This is a genomic window from Cryobacterium sp. AP23, assembly GCF_054075385.1.
Genome location: NZ_CM133415.1, coordinates 84,053 through 107,392, shown reverse-complemented (window position 1 = coordinate 107,392; position 23,340 = coordinate 84,053). Strand labels below are relative to the sequence as shown.

The 23,340-nt window shown below is 66.4% G+C and carries 23 protein-coding genes; 9 read left to right on the top strand and 14 right to left on the bottom strand.

The genetic code is table 11. The features are described from left to right. Window positions 1-2 precede the first annotated feature (2 nt). Window positions 3-626: a LysE family transporter gene (locus ACU5E9_RS00510; protein WP_456811698.1), complete on the top strand. Its 624-nt coding sequence runs from the start codon at window positions 3-5 to the stop codon at window positions 624-626. Between the two features lie 130 nt (window positions 627-756). On the opposite strand, the gene ACU5E9_RS00505 is transcribed toward ACU5E9_RS00510, so the two are convergent. Both ACU5E9_RS00505 and ACU5E9_RS00500 read right to left on the bottom strand, forming a co-directional pair. Continuing rightward, window positions 757-1,110, bottom strand: coding sequence for a VOC family protein (locus tag ACU5E9_RS00505; protein ID WP_456811697.1), 354 nt, complete (start codon window positions 1,108-1,110; stop codon window positions 757-759). An 8-nt stretch (window positions 1,111-1,118) separates the two neighbouring features. Further along, window positions 1,119-1,520, bottom strand: coding sequence for a VOC family protein (locus ACU5E9_RS00500; protein ID WP_456811696.1), 402 nt, complete (start codon window positions 1,518-1,520; stop codon window positions 1,119-1,121). Window positions 1,521-1,566: 46 nt separating this feature from the next. Here ACU5E9_RS00500 and ACU5E9_RS00495 point away from each other — a divergent pair, with 46 nt between their 5' ends. Further along, window positions 1,567-2,676, top strand: coding sequence for a methyltransferase family protein (locus tag ACU5E9_RS00495; RefSeq protein WP_456811695.1), 1,110 nt, complete (start codon window positions 1,567-1,569; stop codon window positions 2,674-2,676). Here ACU5E9_RS00495 and ACU5E9_RS00490 read toward each other — a convergent pair whose 3' ends face one another. Beyond that, the gene (locus ACU5E9_RS00490) at window positions 2,677-3,501 is read right to left on the bottom strand and encodes an MBL fold metallo-hydrolase (RefSeq protein ID WP_456811694.1); all 825 of its coding nucleotides are present in this window, start codon (window positions 3,499-3,501) and stop codon (window positions 2,677-2,679) included. A gap of 66 nt (window positions 3,502-3,567) precedes the next feature. Next, a complete protein-coding gene (locus tag ACU5E9_RS00485) occupies window positions 3,568-4,782 on the bottom strand; it encodes a low temperature requirement protein A (RefSeq protein ID WP_456811693.1) in 1,215 nt (404 codons plus the stop codon). 256 nt (window positions 4,783-5,038) lie between these two features. On the opposite strand from ACU5E9_RS00485, the gene ACU5E9_RS00480 reads away from it, so the two are divergent. Beyond that, window positions 5,039-6,454 (top strand): MFS transporter, encoded by a 1,416-nt coding sequence (locus ACU5E9_RS00480; RefSeq protein ID WP_456811692.1) that lies wholly within the window; start codon window positions 5,039-5,041, stop codon window positions 6,452-6,454. 33 nt (window positions 6,455-6,487) lie between these two features. Here the strand turns inward: ACU5E9_RS00480 and ACU5E9_RS00475 are convergent, their stop codons facing one another. From ACU5E9_RS00475 to ACU5E9_RS00460, 4 genes are all read right to left on the bottom strand, one after another. Further along, window positions 6,488-7,468, bottom strand: a complete 981-nt coding sequence (locus ACU5E9_RS00475; RefSeq protein ID WP_456811691.1) for an SRPBCC family protein — start codon at window positions 7,466-7,468, stop codon at window positions 6,488-6,490. 14 nt (window positions 7,469-7,482) lie between these two features. Then, on the bottom strand, window positions 7,483-7,836 hold the full coding sequence (locus ACU5E9_RS00470) for an ArsR/SmtB family transcription factor (RefSeq protein ID WP_456811690.1): 354 nt from the start codon (window positions 7,834-7,836) through the stop codon (window positions 7,483-7,485). Window positions 7,837-7,926: 90 nt separating this feature from the next. Beyond that, window positions 7,927-8,697, bottom strand: coding sequence for a MerR family transcriptional regulator (locus tag ACU5E9_RS00465; RefSeq protein ID WP_456811689.1), 771 nt, complete (start codon window positions 8,695-8,697; stop codon window positions 7,927-7,929). Between the two features lie 192 nt (window positions 8,698-8,889). Beyond that, window positions 8,890-9,630: a hypothetical protein gene (locus tag ACU5E9_RS00460; protein WP_456811688.1), complete on the bottom strand. Its 741-nt coding sequence runs from the start codon at window positions 9,628-9,630 to the stop codon at window positions 8,890-8,892. A 91-nt stretch (window positions 9,631-9,721) separates the two neighbouring features. Between ACU5E9_RS00460 and ACU5E9_RS00455 the strand changes: the two genes are divergently transcribed. The 5 genes from ACU5E9_RS00455 to ACU5E9_RS00435 all read left to right on the top strand — a co-directional run bounded on the left by ACU5E9_RS00455 (window position 9,722) and on the right by ACU5E9_RS00435 (window position 15,979). After that, window positions 9,722-11,488, top strand: a complete 1,767-nt coding sequence (locus ACU5E9_RS00455; protein ID WP_456811687.1) for an outer membrane protein assembly factor BamB family protein — start codon at window positions 9,722-9,724, stop codon at window positions 11,486-11,488. Between the two features lie 18 nt (window positions 11,489-11,506). Next, complete coding sequence (locus tag ACU5E9_RS00450; RefSeq protein ID WP_456811686.1) at window positions 11,507-14,203, top strand: LuxR C-terminal-related transcriptional regulator; 2,697 nt, start codon at window positions 11,507-11,509, stop codon at window positions 14,201-14,203. Between the two features lie 122 nt (window positions 14,204-14,325). Next, window positions 14,326-15,015 carry a hypothetical protein gene (locus ACU5E9_RS00445; protein ID WP_456811685.1) on the top strand — a complete coding sequence of 230 codons (690 nt, stop codon included), beginning with the start codon at window positions 14,326-14,328 and terminating at the stop codon, window positions 15,013-15,015. After that, window positions 15,012-15,266, top strand: coding sequence for a hypothetical protein (locus tag ACU5E9_RS00440; protein WP_456811684.1), 255 nt, complete (start codon window positions 15,012-15,014; stop codon window positions 15,264-15,266). The genes ACU5E9_RS00445 and ACU5E9_RS00440 overlap by 4 nt, the downstream gene beginning before the upstream one ends. Further along, window positions 15,263-15,979 carry a DUF2306 domain-containing protein gene (locus tag ACU5E9_RS00435; protein ID WP_456811683.1) on the top strand — a complete coding sequence of 239 codons (717 nt, stop codon included), beginning with the start codon at window positions 15,263-15,265 and terminating at the stop codon, window positions 15,977-15,979. Before ACU5E9_RS00440 ends, ACU5E9_RS00435 begins: the two co-directional genes overlap by 4 nt. On the opposite strand, the gene ACU5E9_RS00430 is transcribed toward ACU5E9_RS00435, so the two are convergent. The 3 genes from ACU5E9_RS00430 to ACU5E9_RS00420 all read right to left on the bottom strand — a co-directional run bounded on the left by ACU5E9_RS00430 (window position 15,936) and on the right by ACU5E9_RS00420 (window position 19,770). Continuing rightward, the gene (locus tag ACU5E9_RS00430; protein WP_456811682.1) at window positions 15,936-17,168 is read right to left on the bottom strand and encodes an MFS transporter; all 1,233 of its coding nucleotides are present in this window, start codon (window positions 17,166-17,168) and stop codon (window positions 15,936-15,938) included. The two genes, ACU5E9_RS00435 and ACU5E9_RS00430, sit on opposite strands and share 44 nt — an antisense overlap. A gap of 275 nt (window positions 17,169-17,443) precedes the next feature. Further along, window positions 17,444-18,100, bottom strand: a complete 657-nt coding sequence (locus tag ACU5E9_RS00425) for a response regulator (protein WP_456811681.1) — start codon at window positions 18,098-18,100, stop codon at window positions 17,444-17,446. Beyond that, window positions 18,097-19,770, bottom strand: coding sequence for an ATP-binding protein (locus tag ACU5E9_RS00420; RefSeq protein WP_456811680.1), 1,674 nt, complete (start codon window positions 19,768-19,770; stop codon window positions 18,097-18,099). The genes ACU5E9_RS00425 and ACU5E9_RS00420 overlap by 4 nt, the downstream gene beginning before the upstream one ends. Window positions 19,771-19,991: 221 nt before the next feature. Here ACU5E9_RS00420 and ACU5E9_RS00415 point away from each other — a divergent pair, with 221 nt between their 5' ends. Further along, a complete protein-coding gene (locus ACU5E9_RS00415) occupies window positions 19,992-21,470 on the top strand; it encodes a CitMHS family transporter (protein ID WP_456813468.1) in 1,479 nt (492 codons plus the stop codon). A gap of 129 nt (window positions 21,471-21,599) precedes the next feature. Here the strand turns inward: ACU5E9_RS00415 and ACU5E9_RS00410 are convergent, their stop codons facing one another. The 3 genes from ACU5E9_RS00410 to ACU5E9_RS00400 all read right to left on the bottom strand — a co-directional run bounded on the left by ACU5E9_RS00410 (window position 21,600) and on the right by ACU5E9_RS00400 (window position 23,314). Then, a complete protein-coding gene (locus ACU5E9_RS00410; RefSeq protein ID WP_456811679.1) occupies window positions 21,600-21,896 on the bottom strand; it encodes a hypothetical protein in 297 nt (98 codons plus the stop codon). A gap of 220 nt (window positions 21,897-22,116) precedes the next feature. Continuing rightward, window positions 22,117-22,506 carry a VOC family protein gene (locus tag ACU5E9_RS00405; protein ID WP_456811678.1) on the bottom strand — a complete coding sequence of 130 codons (390 nt, stop codon included), beginning with the start codon at window positions 22,504-22,506 and terminating at the stop codon, window positions 22,117-22,119. A 313-nt stretch (window positions 22,507-22,819) separates the two neighbouring features. Further along, a complete protein-coding gene (locus tag ACU5E9_RS00400; protein WP_456811677.1) occupies window positions 22,820-23,314 on the bottom strand; it encodes a DUF1801 domain-containing protein in 495 nt (164 codons plus the stop codon). Window positions 23,315-23,340: the final 26 nt, after the last annotated feature.

Genomic DNA, 23,340 nt, shown 5'->3' with positions numbered 1-23,340 from the left:
GGATGCAGTTTTCCCTGTGGGTGGCCCTGGTTGGCGCGGGCACCCTGATCAGCTTCACACCGGGCGCAGGGGCCATCAACACCATGAGCAACGCCCTCAATGCGGGCTTTCGCCGGTCGATCTGGGGCATCCTCGGCCAGCAGGCCGCGTTGCTCATCCACATCGTGATCGTGGCGCTCGGTGTGGGTCTGCTGGTGGCCAGTTCGCCCGTCGCATTCAACGTCATCCGGTACGCCGGCGCCGCCTACCTCGTCTATCTGGGCATCCGGCAGTTTCTGGCCACACCGCAGGTCGATGCCGAGCGGGTGCGGGCGCTCAGTGACGAGCCGCGCTGGTCGATGTTCCGGCGGGGCCTCTGGGTGAACATGCTCAACCCCAAGGCCATCGTGTTCTTCCTCGCGTTCCTGCCCCAGTTCATCCGCCTCGACCGGCCGTTGCCGGTGCAGTATCTGATCGTGGCCGCCACCGTCGTGGTGATCGACATTCTGGTGATGTGGTTCTTCTTCGCCGTCGCCGCGCGGTCGTTCCAGCGCTTCACCCGCGACGCCAGGGGCCAGCGGATGCTGAACCGGGTCTTCGGCGTGCTCTTCGTGGCCGTGGGCGTGCTGCTGGCCGTCATCCACTGAGCCGCATCCGCGAAGATCGAGTTCACCACCACTCCCGACAAGACCGCGATCACGGCCGGGCGGCAGGCGGAGAAGTACTACGGCACCCTCGTGGGCTAAAGCCGAGGCGATGCCTGGTCGCGGCTGGACCCTAGGCGGAACGGGCCGCGAGCACGCAGAACTCGTTGCCCTCGGGGTCGGCGAGCACCACCCAGGGCACGTCGTCCTGGCCGATGTCGGCGCGGACGGCGCCCATCGCGATCAGACGTTCCACCTCGGCGGCCTGGTCGTCGGGCACGAAGTCCAGGTGCAGACGGTTCTTCACGGTCTTGTTCTCGGGCACCGCACCGAACAGCAGCGTCGGATGCGCGCCCTCCGACGGCGCGATCTCCAGCTCGTCGTCACTCTCGCCGACCACGACCCAGCCCAACGCATCCCGCCACCACAGGCCGAGCACCCGGGGCTCGTGACTGTCGACGACGACTTCTTCCCACATCAGTGCCATAGCAGCACTCACTTTTCCGGTTCGTAGCCGATGAGCCAGTGCAGTCCGTGGCGGTCGATGACCTGGCCATCGGAGGCGCCCCACGGTTTCGGGCCGAGCGGGTCAACGATCGAGCCACCGTCGGCCAGGGAATCGAACCAGCGATGCAGCTCAGCTGGTTCGGCTGCCCCGAGCAGGGACAGCCGGAGGCCTTCGAGCCGAAACCCTTTCTCGCCCGTGGCGGCGTCGGATCCCGCGAGGGCTACCCGGCCGTTGAGCACTCCATGGGCGATGGCCCCGGGTGGGCCGTCGGTCCTGCCGAAGTCCTGGTAGGTGTTCAGGTCGAGGTCGCCGCCGAACACGTCCGCGTAGAAGCCGAGCGCGTCCCGCGCGGTGCCGGGAAAGGTCAGATATATCTGCGGTGCTGACATGCGCAACAGCATACAGAGGATGACGATTCGGACTAGCCTGACGCGCATGGCCCAGGCAACCTCGCCGGCACGCGCGTGGATCGGGACGATCGTCTTTCTCATCCTGGCGCCCGGCATCGTCGCGGGTCTCGTGCCGTGGCTCATTTCCGGCTGGCACTGGTACGACTGGGCCGGCGCGGCCTGGGTCGTTCTTCCGGTCGCCTGGATCGGAATCGGCGCCGGGGTGGCGTTCCTGCTGCACGCCTTCGCACTGTTCGCCCGGCACCAGGGAACACCCGCTCCCGTCGTCCCCACCGCCACGCTTGTCGTGACGGGGGTGTACCGCTACGTGCGCAATCCGATGTACCTCGCGGTGCTCGCGATCATCCTCGGCCAGGCCCTCCTTTTCGGCAGCTGGGGGCTCGTGCTGTACGCCGCGATCGTCCTCACCGCGGTCGTCGCGTTCGTGAAGGGCTACGAGGAGCCCACCCTCACCCGCACCTACGGCGAGCAGTACCTCCGCTACCGACGGAACGTGCCGGGGTGGTGGCCACGGTTCCCGCCGTGGCAGGCCGATGACGCGCACGATGCTGTCGCCCGGGATCGCTGGGCGAGTCTTCTGCTGGTGACGGGCGGCCTACTCGGGGCAGCGCTCTGGCTCGTCTTCACGACATCGCATGGCCCGACGTCGTACAACGAGGACCGCACCATTTTGGGCGGGTCGATGCTGTTCTGGGGCATGCTGCTCGGTGGCATCCCGAACCTGCTGATCGCCGCGGGACTGGTCCTGCTCCCGGTGCGCCTGCGACTCACAACCGGACGATGGGCTCGGGTCGGCTTCGTGCTGACCCTGCTCGGTCTCGTCATTCCAGCGCTGATCGATCTGAGCGTGCATGGCCTGGGCGCGCCGTTCTTCCTCCCCGTCCAGGCGATCGGGCTCATCCTGCTCGGGCTTGGGACCAGGAGCAACCCGCTCGCGAGCCAGCCGAGCCGGCGCCTGCTGGTGAGCATCGGTGCTCTGCTGGCAATCGCCTTCGCGTGGGCGCTGCTGCCGAGCTCATTCACCGACCCGCTCGGCGGCTACCGGCTCTACGGGGTGCTCGCTCATCTCGGACCCGGTATCGGCTGGGCACTTTTCGGTCTGAGTACGTCCGCGTCAGCCCGGCTAGCGGCGTGACTATCCGGGCGTTTCGTCGTGCTCGCGCTTCGTGGCGAGCTGCGCACGTTGCCACCCGTGCACGTCAGCGAGCCAACCCATCGCGCCTGAGGGGTCGACCCGCGGGTCGTCGGGGTCACCGCCGTCCCGCAGAGCCACGACGTACTCGCGGTCCCGTCGGATCCGTGCGCGTACCTGATCACCGTCACCCACAGACCCGTGACCGGGCACGACGACATCGATATCGCCCGCCACGCTGTCGAACAGCCCCAGCGCTTCCAGGTAGTCCTCGAGCGGGTTCGCGTTAGCCAGGTCGAGGAAGGGCATCAGAATGTCGGAAAGCATGTCACCCGCGACGAGGACCCGGCTCGTTTCGATCAGCAGCGCCGCATGGCCCGGCGCATGCGCCCGGTGCTCGATGATGCGCACGTCGGGGCCGTCCCACGGAATCTTTGCGGCGCCGGCGGGGAGGCCGGTGATCTGGCCAAGCAGGTCCATCGGGATCTCCTCGGCGTACTCCGGCGGTAGTCCTTCCGCGACCTGGTCCTTCCAGTTGGCTTGCGCCAGCACATCCCGGATGGCCGCGGCACAGCGAGCGGTGCCGTAGCGGGGCACGTCGCCGAAGGTCTCGTGCCAGAGCAGGTGGTCCCAATCCGGATGCGTTGAGAAGCCGGCCACGACGGGTTGGCCCAACTCTCCGAGGTCGTTCGCGAGGTCGACCAGTTCCTCCCGGGTGATCCCTGGATCGATGAGCAGCACCCCCGCTCGCCCCTGCACGACGGTCGCATTGCTCTGAATGAACTCACTCTCGTGCACCAGCACACCCTCCGCGACCTGCTTCAGCATGGAACTTCTCCTGTCTGGGCGCTGCATCCGTTTAGCGAGACGGTACTACCGGGCGGTAACAGGGCACTATGGGGCCCTCTCCAGGATTCGGTTCAGCGTCTCGGCCTGGTGACGGTGCCCAACCAGCTCGAATCCCACCACGACGACCGCGGGTGAGAACGTGACCAGGAGCAGGCACACGCCCAACGAGGCACCCACCATCGCCAGCAGGACCGCCGCGATGAGCAGCAGGACGGTGCCGGCGAACAGCGCAATGTGGAACGGGTCGAACGTGCGCAGGAGGAACGTGTAAAGGGTGAACATGGTCACGGAGAAGATCAGCGTCGGGACCGCGACGGCCAGAATCGCCCCGACGACACCCACACTGGTGTGGCCCTCGATCACGTAAGCCGAGACGTGCAGGCCGGCCCCCGCTGCGACGATTGAACCGTAGATGGGAATGTGCCCGTAGCTCCACCCGTACGACCGCGACCGGAACCGGGCCAGGATCGGGCCGGAGGGCATGATGAAGTAGCTCCACCACAGCCCGAACGTGAGGCCCACCCCGGCCACGACCACCATCACCGCCTCGCCGCTCCAGCCTTGTTCCTGCACCAGAACCGACACCGCCGCGACGGTGCCGAAGATGCCCTCACCGAGGGTGATGATGGCCAGCAGCCCGTACCGCTCCGCAATGTGGTGCGGATGCCAGGGACTCCCCGACGAGTGCCGCTCGGCCACGACCGGGCCGACGGACTCGAAGGCGAAGAGGACCACCGCGCAGACGAAAAAGGGCACGACCCCGAGGCTGAGGATGGCCAGGGTGATCCACCCGGCCTGGGCGACGCCGACAACCAGCGCATATCGCAGCGCGGTTGCGCGATGTTCGGGGTCTTGCGCGGCGGCCCGCAACCACTGGCCGATCAGCGCAACCCGCATGACAATGTAGCCGCCCACGAGAACACCGTTGGCGACCGGTCCACCATGCTCGACCGACGCGAAGAACACCGGGATCCCCAGGGCGAAGACAACGACACCGATCATCTGCACCATGGTCGTGAGCCGATAGAACCAGTCATCGGTGTCGTACGCGGACGCGAACCAGGAGAAGTTGATCCACGCCCAACACGTGGCCGTCACCGCGAAGACGAAAGCACTGATGCCCGAGGCCGGGTGCCCCTCGGCGAGGGCGTGGGCGAGCTGGTCGCCGGCCTGGCCGAAGGCGACGACGAAGGTGAGGTCGAAGAGCAGTTCCAGTGGGGTCGCCGCGCGATGGGACTGCTGCGGGTCGCGTCCCGTCATCCGTGGAAGCCGAGGGGCAAGACGGGGCCGGTCGCTGCCAGGCATCGAGTCCCTCCTCCCGTTTGCGTCGAGCATAGCCAGGGTCGCGGAGGCCGTCGCCGGGTCGCAAAAGGTGATTCGTGGTCAGGTTACCCGCGACATCCAGGCGGCGTCTCCCTACAATAAATGTCAGTGGTCTCCGCTTGGCTAGGCCTGTCGGTCGGAGCGGTTGGAGCGCGCGACGGCGACTCTGAGCACACCAGGAGAGGACGATCGCATGAGCGGATCCGACGGGGCAACGGCCGCCATCGAATCAGAGACGACACCGCCACCCGGTGGTGCCCGCACGTTCGCGCAGGTGCTGGTGAACACGGCGGTCGCGAACGTCACGACAAGCTTCCTCTGGTTCGCCCTCACCTTTTGGGTGTACCTGGAGACGCGCTCGGTGCTCGCGACCGGCATCATCGGCGGAGCGTACATGCTGCTCGTCGCCATCTTCTCGATGGCGTTCGGCACCATCGTGGATCGGCATCGCAAGCACCTCGTCATGGTCTTCGCCGGCGCAGTCACCCTGATCGCGTTCAGCGTCAGCGGCGGACTCTATTTCCTGTTCCCGGAGTCCACCCTGCTCGACCTCGGCGGGCCCTGGTTCTGGCTGTTCAGCGGGATCATCCTCTTCGGGGCGGTGATCGAGAACATGCGCAACATCGCCCTGTCGACGGTCGTCACGCTGCTGATCCCGGTCGAGCGGCACGCGAACGCGAACGGGCTCGTGGGCACGGTGCAGGGGCTCGCGTTCATGGTGACCAGCGTCTTCAGCGGGCTCGCGATCGGGATGTTGGGCATGGGGTGGACGCTCGTCCTCGCGATCGCCCTGTCGGCGGCGGCGCTGCTGCACCTGCTGTTCCTCCGCATCCCGGAAGACCAACCGAAGCAGGATGGCGAGCGGCGTCCGCTGATCGACCTGAGCGGCAGCATCACGGCGGTGCGGGCGGCGACCGGGCTGTTCGCGCTGATCATCTTCTCCACGTTCAACAACTTCATCGGCGGCGTTTACATGGCGCTGATGGACCCGTACGGCCTCGAACTCTTCCCCGTCGAGGTGTGGGGAATCGTGCTCGGGGTCACGTCGACGGGGTTCATCATCGGTGGCCTCCTGATCGCGAAGTTCGGCCTCGGCCGCAACCCGATCCGCACGATGCTGGTGCTTGTCATCCTCATGGGTGTGCTCGGGGCGCTGTTCACGATCCGCGAGTGGTGGTGGCTGTACGCCGTGGGTATCTGGCTGTACATGACGCTCATCCCGGCCGTGGAGGCCTCGGAGCAGACGGTCATCCAGAAGGTGGTGCCGTTCCGCGAGCAGGGCCGGGTGTTCGGGTTCGCGGCGGCGTTCGAGTCGGCGGCGGCCCCCATCACGGCGTTCCTCATCGCGCCGATCGCCGAGTTCATCATCATTCCGTTCATGAACTCGACCGATGGACGCTCGAGCCTCGGCTGGCTGCTGGGCGCCGGCGAGGCGCGGGGCATCGCGCTCGTGTTCCTCATCGCCGGCATCCTGATGGTGCTCGCCGCCGCGGCCGCATTCTTCACAAAGTCGTACCGCCTCATCTCGGCGCAGTACCTGGAGCAGGCCGAGTCCGTCCCGATCGAGGGCGACCCGGATACGACGGCCGAGGCACAGCTGCGGCACTGAATGCTCGCAACTGCGCCTTCGCCAGGGCGATTGTCAGGCCATTGTCGGCTGCAACAGCCCCTCGAGGCGGTGGTAGCTCGTCTCCATGCCGTCGGTCATGCCGGTCGCCAGAACCGCGTCGCGCTGCTCGGCGTTCGCGTAGGTGATGACGAGGGAGAGCAGGGTGCCGCCCTCGACTTCAGTGAGGGTCAGTTCGTTGAGCGTCGCCGGGAAGTCCATCCCGATCATCGCCTCCGTAGTGACCGCGCGGTACGGCGCCTCCGATTCGAGCAGTTCACCGGTGAAGCCGAATCGCTCGTCGCCACCGTCCCGCTGCCACTCATAGCGGTAGCTGTCGCCGACGGCGGTCGCGATCTCGCAGACCGGCATCGACCAGCCGTCCGGACCGAGCAGCCACCGCTTCATCAGGGCGGCGTCGTTGTGTGCCCGCCAGACCTGGTCGACCGTGCCGCGGATGACCCGGGCCACACGTACCTGGGTGTCGCTGAGGATCTGCGCCTCCGCTGCACGCTCGGTGGCGAAGGACGCCAGGTCGGCCAGCACCTGGTCGATCTGGCCCATGGCCTCGCGGGTGCCTTCGAGCACGCCCATCTCCAGGAGTTGCTGCATCTGCTCGATCGAGTCGAAGTGCGAGGTTGTCCTCAGGCGGCTTCCGCCGCTCGTCTCCTCGAAAGCGAAGACCATTCGGATGGCCGGCAGATCGGTGTTCGGCACGCCTGCCTCATCCGCGAAGCTGTCGGTCACTTCGAATGAGTGCGGAGCGTCGGCTGCCGTCCACTCCCAGCAGCCGTAGTGGGTGTCTCCCTCTGGACCGGTCATGGAGTACACGCTGCGCCCGCCGGTCACGGCGTCGTGCCGGACGAATGTGGACGGGTACGTGGGCGGGCCCCAGAATCGCTCGAGCTGGCGCGGGTCGGTGTAGGCATCCCAGAGCCGGCGGAGGGGCGCGGCGAAGTCGGCGACGATCGTGATCGTGAGCTGGTCGAGGTCCTTCTCGACAGAGGTGACAGGCATGATCTTCCTTTCGGTTACGCGTCGGGTGGTGTCGGGTCGTCTTCAGCGAGCAGGACGTCAAGGCGGTCAATACGCGAACGCCAGATCTCCTCGAAACGGTCGAGCAGGCGCTGCGCCTCGCGGATGCGATCCGGGTTTCCCCGCACCATCCGCTCACGACCATGAGGTTCTTTGGTCACGAGCCTCGCCTCCTCCAAAACTGCAACGTGCTTCTGCACCGCCGCGAACGACATCTCGTAGGAATCCGCCAGCTGTGACACCGAGACATCGGCGACCAACGTGCGCCGCACGATATCCCGCCGCGTCGCGTCTGCGAGGGCGCGGAAGAGCCGGTTGACGTCCTGATCTGAAAGCTCTAATACAACCATTTGATTGTATGTTAGCCGACGGAAACGAGACGCGCAATCATTCGGAGCTCCGACTTTTGCCGGCGGAGCAAACGGCACCGGGCCGGCCGCCTAGAGGTTTCGCTCGGCGTACACCGCTATCGCGTCGCGCACGAAAGTCGCGCCCTCGAGCCCGCCGTAGTTTGCTGCCAGGCGTTCGTCGGCGACGTACATCTCCCCCATCCACACGAGGTACTCCTTTGTCGGGTGCCCCTCTGGCGTCCGTGGAGTGCCGGGGATGCTGGCCAACCAGTCGTAGTGCCGCTGCGCGAGCGCCTGCGCTTCAGCGGAGTCGGGCAGGACCTTCTGCTGAGCCGCGGCGGCCCAGTCGGCGCCCAGTTCCGCCGCCGCGATGAGGAAGTCGTCCTTCTGGTCTTGCGACAGCGACCGGTACCACGCGTCGCTCTCCGTGTAGGAGTCCGTGCCCCAGAGTCGCTCGACCTCCTCCTTGTATTCGGTGTGGTCGAAGCCGTCGAACATCTTCTCTGCCATGGGTTTCTCGCCTCTCTCCAGTTCGGTGATGGTGCGCTCGACGCTGGCCATCTGCCGGCCGAGTCGCCGCTGTTCGTGGGCCAGCCACGCGAGGTGCGTCCGCAGCGCAGCAAGGTCGTCGCGCTGCCCGGCGAGGACCTCGCCGATCGCGGGCAGGCCGAGGCCGAGCTGGCGCAACAGCAGCACCCGTTGCAGTTGCACCAGCGCATCGGCGTCGTAGTAGCGGTAGCCGTTGTCGCCGATCCGGCTCGGTGTCACGAGGCCGATGGCGTGGTAGTGGCGCAGCGTGCGCCTGGTCGTGCCCGCCAATCGGGCGATTTCCTGAATGCTCCAGTCGTTTCCCGGGCTCATCCCGTCCCCTTCCACGATCGACGGTATGGGGTGACGCTACGTCCAAGTCAACCGGACCCCAACCCAAGCAGCACCTTGCGCCCTCGCGCAGGCTCTCGGCCCGGCCATCCAACGGATCCGGGCGCGTCAGGATCAGTGACCCGGCGCCCTCCTAACCTGGCGGCGCGTCAGGATCAGTGACCCGGCGCCCTCCTAACCTGGCGGCGCGACCGGGTCGGCGGCCCTCCTGTACACGTAGACATCCACCTGGTCACTCCTGAGCACGAATCGGATCAGGCTGTCGTCCAACATGGGCAGGTCGGCGATGGCATCAACACCTCCGGCGACACACGCTTCCGCACCGATCCCCTCGTTGAGCCCTTGAACAGGGTGAGCCACGAGAAGGCATGCCGTGCCGTAGCGAGAATCCCCGCTCCAGACGCTGAGGTATCCGAAGTCCTCGTAACGCCGCATCTCGTCGACATTGAGGCCCAGCCGATCGAGAGTGCCGTGAGGGTCTTTGGGCTCATCGGCGTCGGCACCGTCCGATTCCAATGCGAGCACGAAGTCCGGTGGCTGCACGAAATTGGGGGCGATCACGTAATCCGGTGCGCGTGGCCACATCCACGTGATGAGGGCCGCGATCAGGGCGACATCCGCGATGGCCACACCGAGGATCGCTAGCCAGCGGCGGCGTGGTGCGGAGGCTTCGTCGTCGGCCCCGGGCTCGCCGGCCGATCCCTCAGCAGGCGCAGCCAACTCGACATTCGAACCGACAGCGATCCGCGGTCGGTGCTGGGCGGCCTCCAACTCAGCTAGGCGAGCCTGAGCCGCCGCATCGCCCGCGATGTCGGCATCCGGCCCATACGCGCGTCGTCGCAGGCGCTCCAACTCGTCCGGTTCCTCGGGCTCGACCGGCCCCAGCGGCCCATCCATGTCCTCATTAATTCCCATGTCACCTGGTCGTGAAGAGCATTGACAAACTCCGACTTGTCAATATTCTCTCCACTACTGGGTCGATGATGATCCCGACCCGAGGACGACAATGAGAACCCGATTCTCCATTGCTGTATTTGTTGCCGCCGTTGTCATTGCATCCACGGCCGTCGCTGGGCCGGTCAGCGCGGCGGACCCGGCACCCGTCGGCCATGTGCCCTACCCGGCAGGCGGCACGCAGGCGTTGTGCGCGGGCACGAATGCCGCCAACCAGAACGCCCAGCTTGCGGAGACCCTCCCGGCTGAGATCAAAGCCAGCTGGAAGGCATCGCCCCCGCTCTGCCCGAGTACGGACGGCAGCGCGGCAACGACCGTGAGTGTCGCCGGCAGCGTCACGGTCGTCCTCGATCGCCAGCACCAATGCTCGTTCCTGTCCGCGTACTCGACCTCGACGGGGTCACTGATCTGGCGCAATGACTATCACTTCGGGTATCCGCAACGAATCTCCGGTTCCACGGTCTACTTCCAACATGACGATCCAGCCAACGGAACAACGATTGTGGAGGCACTCGCCCTGTCCACCGGCAAAGTGATCTGGTCGACAGCTTTGTCCTCGAACTCCACTCTCGAAGTGGGCGGCGGCATCGTGTCCGTCGGGAGAGCGGTCCTCGACGCTGCCACCGGAAAACTCAAGTACCTTCTCACATCTCAGGTCGCAAATAACGCGTCCACCTTCATCTCGGACGGCAGACTGTTCATCAATAACGGTCCGTATGTTCAGGCTTATACGATTGCGACCGGCCAGCGCCTCTGGTCGATCACCAAGCCCGGCGGATTTTTCGGACCTGGATGGGGCTCGGCTCGCCCTGCCCTGAACAAGGGTCTTCTCTACATCACCAGCATCACGGGCCAGGACACCGGGCTCACCCTCGTTCTCAACCCGGCGACCGGCGGCGTGGTGCGCACGTTACCGCGCAGCGACAATAACCTCGCCTTCGACGGAAACGTCGGCATCTTCACCGTCACCGACCAATCCAGCACCATCGCCAGCGTCATCTCCGCCGTGAACCTCACAACGGGCGCCGTGTATTGGAAGCGCTCCTTGCCGACAGACCAATCGGGCCCGGCCATCGTCGCCGCGGCGGCACCGCTGATCGCGAACGGCGTCGTTTGGTTCTACAGCGGATACAACACGGGCACCCCGGGCCATATCTTCGGCGTCAACGAGGCGACCGGGGCTGTGCTGTCGACCACAATCGAACCCTGTCCCGTGAGTTTCGATGCGACAGGCATCATCATCGCCCAACATCGCCTGTTCGCGCCGAGCAGCTGCGGGATTCTCACCTATACCGCGGCAACCGCAGCGCCTGTTCCTCCGACCGTTCCGCCCGCAGCAGCACAGGTGCTTCCCGATCCGGGCTTCGAAGCCGGCACCGGGGGCTGGCGGGCCTTCACCACCGGCACGCTGGCCTCTGTCAAGAGCCCGGCCCACGGCGGTTCCCACGCCCTGACGGTGTCAGCCGCATCCGCCACGGCAGGTTCAGTGGGCATCACCCAGAACACCGCCGTGTCGTCCAGCGTGAAGGGCGCCACCTACACGATCTCCTGTTGGGTGCGCCCCACCACCCCCGGACTCAATTTGACGGTGCGATTCTTGGAGTACCCCACTGACTGGTCAAAATCCACTCACCTGACGACAACCACGTTCAAGGCGCTCCCGGCATCGACGTGGACGGCGGTGCGGGTCAGTTCCGTTGCAGTGAACTCCGGCGACCGAATCGTTCCGCAGCTCTACTCGGCCAACCAGACCACGAAGACCGGGTCGATCACCTACGACGACTGCTCACTCACCCGCGGCGAGACTCCACATCCTTGACACGCCTAGGATGAGCGAATGGAAATGCCGGTACTGGCCACCAAGCTCTTCGTACCACCGCCGCGCTCCCAGGCCATAGCCCGCCATCGACTCGTCGATCTGCTGAACGAGGGATACCGCGCGGGACGCCGATTGACCCTCGTCTCCGCTCCAGCTGGATTCGGTAAATCCACTCTTCTTGCTGAGTGGATTGCAGAGATTCGTCGACACGATCCGACGGTCAGGGTCGCTTGGCTGTCCCTGGACCAGGGCGACAACGACCCGGTCCGGTTCCTCACCTACCTGGTCGCCGCGCTCCAGGGAGCGAATCCAGATCTTGGGCACGACGACTACAACGGTCGTCAGTCTGCCGAGGCGACGTTGACGGCACTCATCAACGACGCTTCACGCAGCGCACACCCCATCATTCTGATCCTGGATGATTTTCAGATCATCGAGGACCCATCCAGTCGCGACGCGGTCGCGTTCCTCCTTGACCACTTGCCGTCCATGATGCACGTGACGATAGCCAGCCGTTCCGACCCGCTTCTGCCTCTGGCGCGACTGCGAGCCGGCGGAAACCTCACGGAATTGCGCGCCGCTGACCTGCGATTCACCCCCGACGAAGCAGCAGCCTTCCTCAACCAGGCCATGGGCCTGTCGCTCACCCGCGAAAACGTCTCGGCGCTCGAGGTGCGAACAGAGGGCTGGATCGCGGGACTCCAGCTCGCCGCGCTGTCCCTGCGCGGAAGCTCAGACATCCCCGCCTTCATCGATGGCTTCGCGGGCAGCAACCGATTCATCATCGATTACCTCGTCGAGGAGGTTCTCCACCGGGCACCACCCCACGTTCGAGAGTTCCTCGTCCAAACGGCGGTTCTCGACCGGCTCAGTGGCGACCTCTGCGACGCCGTGACCGGGCGGACTGACAGCGGCACGATGCTCGAATCTCTGGAACGGGACAACCTGTTCATCGTGCCGCTGGACGATCAGCGGCAGTGGTACCGCTACCACCATCTGTTCGCCGATGTTCTGCGTGCCCGGCTGCTCCCCCTCGGCTCCGATCAGGTGAGTTCCCTTCATTGCCGCGCCAGCGAGTGGTACGAGCTGCATCATTCACCCGAGGACGCGGTGAGGCATGCGTTCGAGGCCTCCGATTTCGCCCGGGCCGCACGCCTGATTGAGGCCACCATCCCCGGCGTCCGCAAGAGCAGGCAGGATGCGACCCTGCTCGGCTGGCTCAGCATGCTGCCGGATGACTCCAAAAAACGCCGGCCCGTGCTGTTGGTCTTCTCCGCGTGGTCCTCCCTAGTGGCCGGCGACATCCCGTCGGTGGACGGTCAGCTGGCCCAGGCCGAACGCTTGCTGTCGGCGCAGACGGATGCGGAGACGCCGGCTCACGATTCCGAGCCTGGCGGGGAGCTCCAGACCCTGCCCGTGACGATCGAGCTCTATCGTGCGTCACTCGCGTTGGCCACGGGAGATCTCGCCGGCATCACCGACCATGCTCAGCGCGCGTTCGACTCCGCCGAGCCGGAGGATGATTTGGGGCGAGGCGCGTCCTCCGGCTTGCTGGGACTGGCGTCGTGGGCCAATGGCGACCTCGAGGCGGGCGTGACGGCATTCGAAGAGTCGGCACGCAGTCTCCGACGGGCCGGCAACCTCACTGACGCGCTGAGCACCACCATGGTCATGGCGGACATGCTCCTGCCCCTCGGTCGGCTGCGGCAGACCCAGCAAATCTACGAGGACGCGCTGGAGCAGGCGCTCACGCACGGAAACGGGGGCCAGCCAGCGGCGGATCTTCGTGCGGGCCTCAGCGACGTGTTACGGGAGCGCAATGAACTCGCGCTGGCCCGGGATCAGCTCAGTGCCAGCGCGGCGCTGGGTGAGGGCTCCCTCTCACACGAGCATCGATATCGGTGGTTCGTGGCCATGGCGAGGGTGCACGAGGCCGATGGCGAACGTGATCTCGCAGTGGAATTTCTTAACGCGGCAGAGCAGCATTACCGGCGTGGGTTCTTCCCCGAGGTCCGCCCCATCGGGGGCATGAAGGCGCGGGTTCGGATCATGCAGGGCCGCCTCGCCGAGGCGAGCGCGTGGATCGCGGAGCAGGCGCTGTCCACCTCCGATCAGCTGGATGGACTCCACGAATTCGGGCACCTCACGCTGGCGCGGCTGCTGATCGCACGGCACGTCCTCGACCCCGCAACGCGAAGTGCGGATGCGGCGCAGGGGCTGCTGGCCAGGCTGCTCGATGCCGCCGAATCGGGCGGCCGGAGAGGGAGCGTCAACGAGATTCTCGTCCTGCAGGCGTTGGCGTTCCAGGCGCAGGGAGAGATCCCCCTCGCTCTGGTCCCGCTGGAGCGCGCCCTGACTCAGGCCGAGCCGGAGGGATACTTCCGCCTGTTCGTGGACGAGGGCAGCTCGATGCTGAGGCTCCTACGCGCTGCCGCCGGGGGAGGCATCCGTCCCGACTATGTTCGTCGGCTCAGCCGTGCCCTGCGCGACACCGAAGGCGCTGCGTCCTCAGATCCGCCGGTGGATGCGCTGAGCGACCGTGAGTTGCACGTGCTGAGACTTCTCGCCACCGACCTGTCCGGTCCGGAGATCGCCCGGGAACTCTTCGTCTCGCTGAACACGATGCGTACCCATACCAAGCACATCTTCCTCAAGCTCGATGTGAGCAGCCGCGCCGGCGCCGTCCGTCGCGCCGAATCCCTTGGTCTGATCTAGCTCCCCCGGTCCGCACAATCACCACTGGATCCGCGCATGTGGTGATGCCTGGTCACCACATTGATCCGTAGCTTCTGAATATGCCCGGGCACCCCGGGCCATCGGACGCAGAGGAGCACACCATGACCATTTCGACATCCACTTTGACCCGCGGGGCCGCTGTAGCCGCCGCCCTCGCAGGTCTTGCCTACATCATCATCCAGTTCATCCACCCCGCCGACGTCGTCGCATCCCTGTCCACAACACAGTGGGTGGCCGTGCACATCGTCAGCTTCACGGAGGCGATACTCGCTCTCGTCGGAATCACCGGCATCTACCTCAGGCAAGTGAAGGAGTTCGGGATTCTGGGCCTCATCGGGTACCTGATGTTCGGCTTCTTCCTCATTCTGCAGGCGGCCTTCAACTTCGCGGAAGCCTTCATTGCTCCCCTGTTCACGGCCGACGCTCCCCAAGTCTCCGTGGACTTCGTCGGTCTCTTCGGTCGATACGCGCCCGTCACCGACCTCGGCCCACTCGCCGCACTTCCCCAGGTCGGCGGCCTCCTTTACGTGCTCGGCGCGCTGCTCTTCGGTATTGCCCTCATCCGGGCCCGGGTGCTGTCGCGCGGAGCGGGCATCCTGCTGGTTGCCGCCGCTGCCATGACTCCCATCGCCGGCGCGCTGCTCCCCCACACGCTGGAGCGCCTGGCCGCCATACCCATGGGCCTCGCCCTGATCTGGCTCGGCTACTCGCTCTGGTCCGACCAGCGCACGAGCAGCGCCGCACGACGTGACCGCGCGATCACGACAGATCTCGACCGCGCCGCGAAATGAACCAGTATGAAATCCGCCTCGCCGGGCAACTCGATTCACGATGGAGCGACTGGTTCGAGGGCTTCGCGCTCACGACCGGCGTGGACGGATTCACCACCCTCACCGGACCCATCATTGATCAAGCCGCTCTCCACGGGATGATTCGGCGGGTAGGTGACCTGGGAATGACCCTCATCTCGATCAACGCCCTGGGTAGCCACGCCATCGATTGGTCCCCGGAACACGTCACTACTGAGGAGGATGCATCATGACGACAAGCACCGCCCCGACCCGGGCGTCCAGGACCAGCGGATCCATCTGGCTCGCGCCCACCGGCCTCATTCTCCTCAGCCTCATCCCCGTTCTCGCGGGTGCGGCACGGCTTGGCGAGCTGACCGGCGGGGGCGTACCGACGGTGCACAACGCGCGATTCCTCGACTCCCCCATCCCCGTGGTCACCCACATCGTGAGCGTCACCATCTTCAGCCTGCTTGGCGCGTCCCAGTTCGTTCCCGCTCTGCGCCGTGGCAGAAATGGGTGGCACCGCATGGCGGGCCGCATCCTCATTCCGGCCGGACTGCTCACGGCCCTGTCTGGCATGTGGATGGCGGCGTTCTACCCTCGCCCCGCCGGCGATGGGCTCGCATTGTCGGGGCTCCGCCTTCTCTTCGGCGCGGCGATGGCCATCAGCATCCTGCTCGGCATTCGCGCGATCATGCGGCATAAGTTCGCTGAGCACGGCGCCTGGATGACTCGCGCCTACGCGATAGCCATGGGCGCCGGCACCCAGGCCGTTGTCCTCATCCCCGGTTCCCTCATTTTCGGGTCAGAGGACGAGCTCTCCAGGACCATCCTCATGGGTGCCGCTTGGGTCATCAACGTCGCCGTGGCCGAAACGGTTATTCAGCGCCGTAATGTACCGCCGGGTAGGCGGTTCTTCACTACCGTGAGGGTGGCGCGGGGCGACGGCTTCTCATCAAGGTGAGACCTATCAACGCTGCTCCGGCCGCCGCTCCGCAGAGCCCCACAACGAATCCGACCGTGGCAGGCCAGCCTGCCTCCTCGAACACCGTGCCGCCGATCCAGCCGAACAGTGCGGTGCCTCCCAACCACGACAGCTGGTACAGGGCCGTCGCCTGAGCGACCCCGAGTTGCGCCGCTTGACCCGTCAGACCGCTTGCGACGGGGTGGGCGCTGAAACACCCGATCGTGAAGATCACGAGTCCTCCGAGGACCGGTACGAGGTCCGACGCCGTGGTCATCACCGCGCCGATGGCCATGACCGCGATGCCGACGCCGATGATCCGGGCATGCCCGAAGCGGACAGCGAGCCGTGCGGACGTTCGACTGGCAATCGTTCCTGCGAGATAGGCGACGAACATCAGGCTGACGAGCGTTGCCGGCACGTCGAATGGTGAGGCCGCGAGGCGGAAGCCCAGGTAGTTGTAGACGATCGCGAAGGCGCCCATCAGAAGAAACCCCTGGGCGTAGAGGCCGAGCATGTAGGGGTCGCGGAGATTGAACAGGATTCTCGTGTGCAATGGATGGGCCTGCGCGCGGCCGCGGATATGGCCGCGCGCCCGCGGGAGAAGAGCGCACCCCGCTCCCCCGATGAGAGCGGCAATGACAGCGACCGTGAACAGCGCGGGCCGCCAGCCGATCAATTCGGAGAGGGGGCCGGCAATGAGGCGTCCGCAGATACCGCCGAAGGTGTTGCCGGCGACGAACAGTCCTGCCGCGATCGAGACGCGAGACCGGACGAGTTCTTCGGTCATATAGGCGACACTGATCCCCGGCACTGCCCCGAGCGCGACGCCGAGGATGATTCGTCCGATGACGACCGCCTCAAAAGTCGGCAGAAACGGCACGACCAGGGCGACGACCGAGGCCGCGACCAGCGAGATACGCATCACAGTCACGCGACCGAAACGGTCGGAGGCGGCCGCCCAGGGAATAACGGAGGCCGCGATGCCCAGGGTCGTCGCAGAGACAGTTAGTGCGGCGGTCGACGGGGCGATACCGAGTTCGGTGCTGATCGCGGGCAGCGCGGCTTGAGCATCGAAGACTTGCAAGAACGTCGCGAAGCCCGCTGCGAACAACGCGAACGTGATCCGCTTGTAGCCGCTCTCGCCGTGATCGTAGCCGGGGAAGGCCGCGGTCAGCGCGGCATGCACCCCTTGACGTACACGATCTCGCGCACGGGGCGCCGTGTGAGGGCGCGTGCCGCATCCTTAGTGGGGCGGGGATCTTCAATTGCCACGGAGGCCTTCCGGTTGAACTCGGGAGTCACGAGAGGATCCCGACCGAACCCGGTCGACGTTGTGTGACCTCTCCATTCTCAAGGACGGCCCCGTCTGAGGAATACCTGGGCATACGCCGACAGGGGCGATCACACTCGGAGTCAGGAGAGGGCTTCGCTCCGGTGCGCGCAACGTGGCTTGCGCCTGCGTCAGCGCCGGACGCTGTACCGGTGCTCGGGTCGGCCCGTCGATCCGTAACGCAGGGTCACGTCCACGTCACCGCGGGTGGCCAGCGCGGCAAGGTGCCGCTGCGCTGTCGCGCGGGACAGCCCGGCCCGGTCGGCGATCAGGCTCGCGGACGATTCACCGTCCTGGAGCAGGTCGATGAGCAGCTTCTCGGTCGTGGACCGCGAGCCGGATGCGACTCCCCCGTCCCGGCCGTGCAGCACCCGCTGAGCCTTCTCGATGGCGTCCTGGTCGAGTTGCCGGTCCTCCGCGGCCAGGGTGCGGAACCGGCGGTAGGCCTCCAGCCGCTCGGTCAGCCGCGCGGGTTCGAAAGGTTTGATGAGGTAGTCCAGGGCGCCGGCCCGCAGTGCCCGGCGCACGGTGGCGCCGTCCGCTGCCGCGCTGATCATGAACGCGTCGACGTCGATCTCGGCGACGAAGGCGATCCCGTCACCGTCGGGCAGATAGACGTCGCAGATGACGAGGTCGGGTTGCAGGTCGCGCACCGCCGCGCGCGCGGCGCGCACGCCTCGCACCGGCTCGAGGGCAGTGTAGCCGGGGCACGCATCGACGATGTCGCGGTGCAGCCCGCCGACGCGGAAATCGTCGTCGACGACCAGCACGGAAATTGTCTCGGTCATCGTTCTTCTCCTTGTGTCGGATGGTCCGGCGCGCGCATGACCCCGGGCAGTCGGGCGCAGAACACGGCACCGCTCCCGTCGCTGCCGCCGGCGTCGGCCAGCCACACCTCTCCGCCCAGACGCGCGGCGATGTCGCGCACCAGCGGCAGACCGATGCCCCGCCCGTGCACCGCGTCCGGGTCCAGGTTGGCTCGCTGCCCGTCGCTGAACACGCGGGCCTCGTCGGCGACCCCCTGCCCGGAGTCGGACACGGTCATCACGAGGGTGTCGCCGTCGTCGAGCAATTCAACGTCCACCCACCGCGGCTCCGCGCCAAGAACCGCCGCGCTCACCGCATTGTCAACGAGGTTGGCGAGCACGGTGGCCACCTCCGCGGGCGCGGTGACAACCCCGCGCACCAACGAATCCGGCCCCGCCGTGAGGTCCACGCCGCGCTCACCGGCCTGCGCGGCCTTGGCCTCCACCAGGGACACCAGAAACGGCTCGGTCAGGTGCTCGCCGGCGGCCAAACCTCCGGGGGTGCGGGAGGCTTCCAACACTTCGTCGAGGTAGTCCCGGGCGTCGGGCACGCGGCCGGCGTCCATCAGACCGGCCGTCACGTGCAGGCGGTTCGCGAACTCGTGGCGCTGCACTCGAAGGGCGTCGGTCATCGACGCCACGGTCTCCAGGCGATCGGTGAGGTTCACGATGTCGGTTCGGTCGCGGATCACCGCGATCAGACCGAGGTCCTGGTTTGCGTGCGACACCGGGTGGGTGTCGATGTAGACGACGTGGTCGGCGAGCACGACCGGATCGGCCGCATCCGTTCGCCGCTCCCCCGGCGACAGCGGTGCACGCTCGCCGGCCAGGGCGGCGATCACCGGCGCGGGCAGGGGCAGGTCGCGGATGCGGCGTCCGACCAGGTCGGGGATGCCGAGCAGTCGGGCGGCCGTCGCGTTGGCGACGGTCACGACGTCGTCCGGTCCGTAGGCGAGCACCCCATCCCCGACCCCGTCGAGCACCGCGGCCTGGTTCTGCACCAGCGCGGACAATTCCTCGGGCTGCAGGCCGAGGGTGAGGTGCTCGAGGCGGCGTCGGATGATCAACGACACGACAGCGCCAAGGGCGAGGGCAATGCCGGCAGCCAGCGCGACGCCGCCCAGCAGCAGGGGAAGCTCCTTGAACACACTGCTCGGGGCGAACCCGACGCTCACCTCACCCACCGGCTCATCGGTGCTGGGGTCGCGGACGGGAACTTTCGCGCGCGCTGACTCGCCCAGGGTGCCCGATTCCCACGACACCGTCTCGCGGCCGGCCAGGGCTTCAGCGAACTCCGTGCTGACCACCGCTCCGAGCATCTGCGGGTCGGGGTGGGCGAGGCGGATGCCGTGATCATCGGTGATGACGATGAACAGTGCGCCGGTGTTGTCCTCCGCCGCTGCCGCGAGAACGGAGAGCGGTCCGCCCCGGAGGCTCGCGTTCGTGGGCGACCCGCTGTCGGCGGACGCGCGGGCCACACCGGCGCGCACATCGGAGTCGGCGGCGACGGTGCGGGCGATCGACAGCGCGGAGGTCTCGGCCTCGGCGCGCAGCTGTTGCACGCCGATCCCGATGAAAACGCCGGTGCAGATCGCGACGACGACGGTCACGCAGGCGAGCTGCAGCAGCAGCATCTGCGTCGAGAACCGCATCCTCGCCTCCTCCCGGCGCATCGAGCACAATGCGCACAACTAACGATATGCGCAATACGTGCAGCAAAGCGATCTACCGGATGCGGCGCCTGCGGCCTGTCTAGGCTTCACACTCATCGCCATCCGCTTCGGCGGACCTCGCCGATCGGGATCGCCCGACTCGGCCGCACCATCCAGACATAGACAAAGGAGTCGATGTGCTCGTCATACTCGGATTCACCATGATCCTCACCTTCATGGTGCTCATCATGACCAGGCGGCTCACGCCGATGGTCGCCCTCATCCTCGTCCCCACGATCTTCGGCCTCTTCGCCGGCGCCGGCCTGGGGCTCGGCGACATGATCATCGAGTCGATCGGCGACCTCGCCCCGACGGCGGCGCTGCTCATGTTCGCGATCATGTTCTTCGGCATCATGATCGATGTCGGGCTCTTCGATCCGCTCATCCGCTTCATCACCCGCTTCCTCGGCAACGACCCGGCCAAGGTCGTCTTGGGCACGGCGATCCTGGCCGGCGCGGTGTCGCTGGACGGCGACGGGTCCACGACCTTCATCATCACCACCTCGGCGATGCTGCCGATCTACCTGCGGATGGGCATGAGCCCGGTGGTGCTCACCTGCGTGGCGGGCCTGATGAACGGCACGCTCAACATCGTGCCGTGGGGCGGACCCACCGTGCGGGCCGCCTCGGCGCTCGGCGTTTCGCCGACCGACATCTTCGTGCCGATGCTGCCGTCGCTCGCGACGGGCCTCATCGTTGCGCTGGCGTTCGCCTGGTTCCTCGGGTTGGCCGAGCGCAAGCGCCTCGGCTCCCTCGAGTGCTCCCCCGCCGCGATGGCGGAGGCCGCACAGACGACGGGTCCCGGTTTCTGGCGCGGCCTCTTCGGCGGCAACCGCGTCGTGCGTGGCACGGATGTGCGGCCCGGAGCAGCGGCAACGCTCTCCACCACCGGCATCCTCACGGTGCGCCCGGGCCAGCGGATGCCGGCCGGCCGGCCGACCCTGGCCGAGCAGCTGACGCTGGAGGACGAGCGCGACACGGCGATGGCCGACACCATGCTTAGCGCGGACCGGCCGACGCTGCGGCCCAAGTTGATCTGGGTCAACTTCGCGCTGACGCTCACCGTCATGGTGCTGCTCGTGATCGATGTCATGCCGCTGCCGTACATCTTCATGGTCGGCACGGCGGTGGCGCTCGCGATCAACTTCCCCAAGCTGCGCAGCCAGGCCGACGAGATCGTCGCGCACGCGCCCAGCATCGTCGGCGTCGTCTCGATGGTGCTCGCCGCCGGTGTCCTAGTCGGCGTGCTGAACGGCACCGGCATGGTCACGGCCATGGCCGACTGGGTCGTGCAGGTCGTGCCGGCATCGATGGGCGAATATCTGGCGGTCATCACCGGCGTGCTCTCCATTCCCATGACCTTCTTCATGTCCAACGACGCGTTCTACTTCGGCATCCTGCCGGTGCTCGCCGAGAGCGCGGCGACCTACGGCATCGACCCGGTGGAGATGGCCCGCGCCTCGATCATCGGTCAGCCCGTCCACCTGCAGAGCCCGCTGGTGCCGGCGATTCTCTTGCTGGTCTCACTCGCCAACGTGAACCTCGGCGACCACCACAAGAAGGTGCTCTGGCGGGCCTGCGTGGTGTCGCTGGTGATGCTGTTCGTCGGCGTGCTTGTCGGTGCCGTGCCGTTCGGCTAGGCGCACCTCGAAATAGCGTGTCGCCGAGGTCAGCTTGGCGTGCCGGCCCCGGACTGCGGATGGCGTAGCCATCCCCAGGCCTGGGCCGGTTGTGAGGCGAGCTCAGAGGATAACGTCGGCACACTGCCCCTAGTAATGACCGTCCAGATAAGCGTCCAAGTCCATGTTTTGCTCGTCGGAAACCGAGGGCGGTGCCGTCTCCCACTCCCGCATCTGCTCTTCACTGCGCTCGAAGGTTTCAAAGCGCACCGGCAGATTGGGGGTGATCAGCACCGAGATCAGTCCACGCCCCACGGACTCGAAATCGACGAAGGCGGACTTTCCGCCCTGGCAGGCGGAGATGATTTGGGTCTTCAACCCAGCGACATCTTCGCCGGAGGCGAGGACGAACGTTTGCCCGTCGATATGGACTTTATTGATTCTCATGGGAACTCAAGTGCCGATCTGCCCGCCGACCGCACCTGGCGGGCTCTATTGATGGAAACAGCCATCACCCGAGGTCTGGGGGCAAAGAATTACACACAGCTGGTCAGCCAGCCAATTCAGACGGTACACCCTCAACCCGCGTTCCGTCCTGAAAGTCGAGCGGAACCGACAGCGGCTCACCCCGCACGAATTCACGCGGGGTTTGCGGCGGGGTGTTCTGCTACCCGGCTCCGGGTTCGTACGACCCGAAGCTCCACTCCCGCCCGCCTGGATCCAGAACGCGAGCTCGTCTGGCGCCCCACTCGGTGTCCTCGGGCGGGAACACCGATGCGCCGCCGGCTTCGACTGCGGCGGCATAGAGCCGGTCAACATCCTCAGCAAATATGTACAGGCCTGCCCCGGTGGATGTCCCGACAAGCGGAGCGACAACATAGTCACTGTCGTCGCTCCCCAGCATGACAACGGCCTCGCCCATCCGAAGTTCAGAGTGCAGGACTCTACCGGCGGGACCATCCTGACGGGTGACCACCACGAAACCGATCGCTTCCAGCCAGGCGATTGCGGCGGGAGCGTCGGCGTAGCTCAAGTAGGGCGTCAGTGTGGATGCCATGCCAGCATGGTACGTCGATCAAGCACACCAGAACGTGGCAGTTCGGAGGTGTGCGTCCGGGCTATTTCGTCCGCGGAGCCGGGGGTGTCCGCACTCGATGCTCGCTGTGATCGTCGAGGTCTGGCTTCGCCCGCAGAGCGTCGGCGATCTCTTCCTCCGGACGCGGAGCGATGGTCTGGTCGACCTCGATCTCCGGGACGGACGGCTCATCTGCGTTCGGAATGTGGTTCTGCGGGGAATGCTCGAAGTGGAGAGACACGGTGATCCTTCGGTCGGGAACATCCACAGCGTAATGCCCTTTGGCTGCAAAGGTTCAGCGTTTCTTGCCCCCGACACCCGGCACGGACGCGACTTGTGTCATCCATGCCGCGATCTGGCGTTCGTCGATATCGTCCACGGATTCGAGCTCCACACCCCGCGTGGACTTGCCCATCCCCACCGGCGTCACCGGCGGGACCGGATCGAGCGCCGCACCATTGATGAACATGAGCTTCACGTGGCCGGCAAAGCCGCCGGAGCTGAAGCACCACCCGTCGCCGACCCCGTAGTAGGCCATGCCCCACTTCACGGACCGCCGGAGGTCGGGCAGCGTCTGGGCGGCCAGCGCATCGACCGCTTCCGCGATGCCCCGCTGCGGCTGCGGCAGGCTGGCGATGTAGTCGAAGACAGGCTTGTCGCCGACCGCGGCCTTCGCGGGGCTTGCCCGGCCGGTCATGGCGTCCGGAAGCGCCCAAGCGGCATCGCCCTGTGCCGCAGCACCCGTGGACGGTTTCTCGACTGCGCTGTTGTCGTTCTCGCTGATGTCCATGGCGGGATCATATTCCGCACCCTTCG